General features: G+C 61.1%; 2 protein-coding genes. One reads left to right on the top strand and one right to left on the bottom strand.

Annotation, left to right across the window (positions count from 1 at the left end; all coding sequences use genetic code 11):
• Window positions 1-299 precede the first annotated feature (299 nt).
• Window positions 300-2,366 carry a PBP1A family penicillin-binding protein gene (locus IT585_07310; protein MCC6963044.1) on the bottom strand — a complete coding sequence of 689 codons (2,067 nt, stop codon included), beginning with the start codon at window positions 2,364-2,366 and terminating at the stop codon, window positions 300-302.
• 384 nt (window positions 2,367-2,750) lie between these two features.
• On the opposite strand from IT585_07310, the gene IT585_07305 reads away from it, so the two are divergent.
• A partial coding sequence (locus IT585_07305) for a hypothetical protein (GenBank protein MCC6963043.1) occupies window positions 2,751-5,134 on the top strand: 2,384 nt, incomplete at its 3' end.

Genomic DNA, 5,134 nt, shown 5'->3' with positions numbered 1-5,134 from the left:
TAGAAGGGCGGTAGGTCACAATCCGGCGCGGAGAAGTGAGTGCGATTTGGCGTCTTGAGGGGTGCGCGGGATCAAGACCTGCCGCAACGCGGTAGGGCGTCTGCCGACTGAAGTCGGCACTACAGGGGACCAGGCGAAAGTCCGACTGAAGTCGGACCCACGTAAATTTGAGACGTCAGGATCGCAGGGATCCTGACCTACTGAGATCCTGACCTACTGGAGATGCCGCCAGGAAGGGATTAGGGACGGCGCGGGAAGTGCGGTGACGACCGACGGTGTGACAAATGTTACGGGGCGAATTAGAGGCCGCGGCGGCCTTTGTGGATGGGGCAGTATTCCTCGATGCGTTGATTCTGCAGGAAGACTTCATCGTACATGTTGGGGCAGCCGGAGGTGGCCAGCTTGCCGCTTTGCGGGCACACCGCCAGGTGCACGATGCCGGGGGGCTCGGGGAAATCCTCGACGGGAAGGTTTTCGTGCGCGGCGATCATGAAGTCGCACCAGATCGGGAGGGCGTTGGTGGAGCCGGCCTGGTTGTAGCCGATCGAGGTCTTGTCGTCGTAGCCGATCCAGGTACCGGCGGTGATCTGCGGCGTGAAGCCGACGAACCAGTTGTCGCAGAAATTGTCGGAAGTGCCGGTTTTACCGGCGGCGGGCCGCTGGAAGCCGCGCGAGCGCGCCGAAGCGGCGGTGCCCTCGCGATCGTCCATCACTGAGCGGAGCATGCTAACCGTAACATAGGTCTCGGCGGGATCGGCGACGGAACGGCGCGGGGCGACATCGTTTTGTTCCAGCACGTTGCCGTAGCGATCGACGATTTTGAGAATATAGCGCGGTTCGACGCGGATGCCGAGATTGGCGAAGGAGGTGTACGCGCTGACGAGTTCGAGGAGGCTGACCTCGGAGGTGCCGATGGCGAGTGCGGCATTGGGCGTGAGCGGGCTGGTGATACCCATCTTGCGGGCGTACTCGATTGCTTTATCGGCGCCGATTTTCTGCATCAGTTTAATCGCGATCAAGTTGCGCGACATCGCGAGTCCCTTGCGCATCGTCATGGCGCCGAGGAACTCGCCGTCGAAGTTTTTCGGACTCCAGACGTCGGAGCCGGGGATGGTGAGGGCAATCGGCGTATCGTAGAGGATGTCGCAGGGGTGGAAGCCGCCGGCAATGGCCGCCATGTAGACGAACGGCTTGAACGATGATCCGGGTTGGCGTTGCGCCTGCACGGCGCGGTTGAATTTCCACTTGGCGAAGTCCTTGCCGCCGACGAGCGTCATGAGATCGCCGGTGCGATTGTCGATGGCGACGAAGGCCCCCTGCACTTCCTTGTAAGCATAACCGGTCAGTTTGCCGGTCGAGTCGTATTGCGGGACGGTGAATTCGGGGTCGTTGTAGCGTTTGCGGCTCTGCATGCGGCGCTGCAATGAATCGACCTGGATTTTCAGCGAGCTTTCCACGACGCGCTGCAAGCCGGCATCCAGGGTGGTGTAGACGGCAAGTCCGCCGCCGTAGAAGGTGTCTTCGCCGTATTTGTCGACGAGATATTGGCGCACCATCTCGGTGAAGTAGGGCGCCTGACCGGTATTGTCGAGCGCGAGATTGAGGTCGAGCGGCAGTTGTTTGAGGCTGTCGGCGAGCGAAGCCTGGAGGTAGCCCTCGGCGGTCATGCGCGACAGCACGTAGTTGCGGCGGCCGAGGGCGCGATCGGGATGATTGATCGGCGAGTAGCGGGCGGGGGCGTTGAGGATTGCCACCAGCAGCGCGGACTCCTCGATTTTGAGATTCTCGGCGCTCTTGTTGAAGTAGGCGCGCGAGGCGGTTTCGATGCCGTAGGCGCCGTGGCCGTAGTAGTAGGTGTTGAGGTACATCTCGAGGATTTCGTTCTTCGAGTAAGTCCGCTCGATCTTGATGGCGGTCAGGGCTTCTTTGATTTTGCGCTCGAGCGACATTTCGCGGTTGTAGAAGAGCATGCGCGAAAGCTGCTGGGTGATGGTCGAGCCGCCGGCGGAGCCGAAGCCGGCAAAGAGATTGCGAAAGACGGCGCGCATGAAACCGCGCCAGTCGACGCCCCAGTGGCGGTAGAAGCCGTCGTCCTCGGTGGCGACGAGCGCGTGGATCAGGTGCGGCGGAATCTTCGAATAGGGGACGAGAGTGCGATTCTCGTAATGGAATTTCTGGAGGACCTCGCCGTGGATATCGTAGATCGTCGTCACCACGGGCGGCTCGATGTTGTAAATCTCCTCAATGGAGGGAAGTTCGTCCTTATAGGTCAGGGCCAAGCCGACGCCGACCAGCACGCCGAAGACGAGGACGGCGACGAGGACCAGGTAAAAGCGGTAAAGGGCACGGTGGGGATACTGGCTCATAGTACAATCGGGTTATACAGTAATGGTCACAACTCGTTGCCGCAATTTCATTTTCCGGGTAGCGGGGGGGAAGTCGGCGTTGACAATTTCGCGGTGGCAGGCGATATTTGGGGCGGTACCGCGCACGTTTCGTTTCTGATTCTCAGAGACTGCAAGAATTTGCCAAGAGTATGAATCCTTGCCAAGAGGAAGACTCTCGCACGGGAGTGCAATTGTCGGTTAGTTTTAGCCCGCGCGCACAAGTGGCCATTTGAGCCGGAAGCAGTCGGTTCATCGGCAAGCACTTAGGGGTAGAGCTGCAGCCGGGAGCGCGATGTTGCGCCCGGCGGGGAATCGGCACGGTAATTGCGCAGCCGGTATCGGAATTGAAAGCTGGAGGGTTTCTTGATTTATCGCCATATCCTGATTCTGGCAGCCGCATTAACGGCGATTTTCGCGCCGGGTCTGGCGGCGAATCGCAGCGAGTTGCAGCAGCGGCGGTTGGAGCGGCATCGCGTCGACGGTCTGGCTCCGGCAGCGAGCAACCAGGAATTTGCGGCACCGGGGAATCTGGAGCGGTCGCTGGCGCCGTTGTTCGGCGACAACAAGATCAATTCTGACAATCAGGCGGCGACGTTTGTGCAGCGCCATCCCGATGTTGCGCATTTTGCCGACGGTCGCGGCGCGGCGGTGTGGGAAGATGAGCGCAACGGCGTGTGGAAGATCGCGGCGCAGCCGTTGGGGCTGAGCGGCGCGGCGGTCGGCGCCAATCGCATTCTGGACAGCAGCAATCCCCCGGCATCTCTGCGGCATCCGCGGATTTTGGGCAACGCCAGCGGCGTGGTGCTGATCGTGTATGTCAATGAGACGTTCGGCGGCCTCTACGGCCGCACTTATGACTATGGTTTGAATTCCGGCGGCACCGAATTTCGCATTGACGATCCGGTGGCAGGCAATGTCATTGGCAATCCGGTGCTGGCGCTGTTGTCGGGAAATCGGTTTGTGGTGGTGTGGGAGGATTCTCGCGCCGGCGCGGCGATTTACGGGCAGATTCTGGCGGCGGACGGGTCGAAGACGGGGAGCAATTTCCGGATCAACAGCGCGGTTGATTCGCCGTATCGAATCGCGCCGTCGGTGGCGGCGAATCTGAGCGGCGATTTCGGCGTGGTGTGGGAAGATGGTCGCACCGGCAATGGTGACGTGTATTTTCGCTTGTTTACCGATGTCGGCACACCGCTGTTCGGGGAACTGCTGATTGACGGCGGGCACCAGGCTGACTTCCAGTTTATGCCGCAGGTGGAATTCCTGCGCGGCAACGGCTATTTGGTAACGTGGATATCGGATCGCGACGGTGGACAGAGCATCTTCGGGCAACTGGTGTCGACCTCGTCGGCGCCGATCGGCAGCGACTTTCAGATCAATGACGCGGCAACCGATATTTGCTGGGATCTGGCGATGACGGCGACGAACGATTCCGGCGCCGTGTGTCTGTGGGCAGAGTATTCGGCGACAGCGGCGATCCGGGGGCAAAAGATCGGCAAGACCGGCGCGTTGACCGGGACAAACTTCAATATTGAAGACGCGGGGCTTCTGCGCGAGCGCAGTTATCCGGCGGCGGCGCAGAACGCGAGCGGATACACGGCCGTGTGGATTGATGAGCGCGGCAGCGGGCCCGATATCTACGCACAGCGGCTGAGCACGACACTGGTGAAGAGCGGGGTCAACTACAAGCTCAACGATGACCTCAACGGCGCGCAACAAATGACGCCGGTGACCGCGGGGGTAACCTCGGTGCTGATCGCCACGGCGTGGCAGGATCGGCGCAGCGACCAGGGCGATATCTATCTGCAAATGGTGAATGCGAACGGGAATCTGTTCGGTGCGCAGATCAAGGTGAATGACGATGCCGGGCGGGCGGTGCAGAGCGATCCGGCGGTGGCGGGATCCTCCAGTAGCGTGATCTGGGCGGTGTGGGAAGATGCGCGCACGACGACGGCGGGCGGGCAGAATATCTTCGCGCAACGGCTGGACGGCGGCGGCAATAAGCAGGGGGACAATATTCAGGTGAACAGCGACGGGACGGCGGCGCCGAAGTCGAGTCCCGACGTCGATCTGACCTCAACCGGGCGGGCGATGATGGTGTGGGTGGATGAGCGCGGGGGGAGCAAGCAGATCTATTCGCAGAAGTACACGAATACCGGCCTGCCGCTCGGCGTCAACACGCTGGTGTCGACGGTGGCGGAGGCGGCGGAGAATTTCGAGCCGCACGTCGGGCAGCGTACCGATCTGTCGCACGTGGTGGCGTGGATGGCGATCGTCGGGTCGAAACAGACGGTGTATTTCCAGCGCTACAACACGGGCAACAACACCCTCGGCGCGCCGCAGATGTTGGCGGTCGATACGACTCTGGCGCAGGTGCTGGATGTCGATCTATTCGTGCACCGCAACAGCGGGCGCTTCTATATAGCCACGATCGAGCGAGCAGGCGGTGAGTCGCAGGTACGCTTGTATCGCTACGACGCCGACGGCAATCTGGAGTTGACGCCGTTTGAGGTGAGTGACAATCCGGGGACGTTCAGCGACCTGCGGCTGGCGGGTGATTATAACGACGCCATGCTGGTGACCTGGACGAGCACGAGCGGCGGAGCGCAACGGGGATACTTGCAGTTGATGCGCGCGGACGGGTTTGCGCTGGGAAGCAATCAAGCGATTTCGAGCAGCACCGCAAATCGCCAGGAGATGACTGCCGCGGCGACGATGATCGGCGGATATTATTACTGCATCTGGGC

This window comes from Candidatus Zixiibacteriota bacterium, from assembly GCA_020853795.1.
Taxonomy (GTDB): Bacteria; Zixibacteria; MSB-5A5; order CAIYYT01; family CAIYYT01; genus JADJGC01.
The sequence above is the reverse complement of the archived record's forward strand: the minus strand, read 5'-3'. Positions and strand labels throughout refer to the sequence as shown.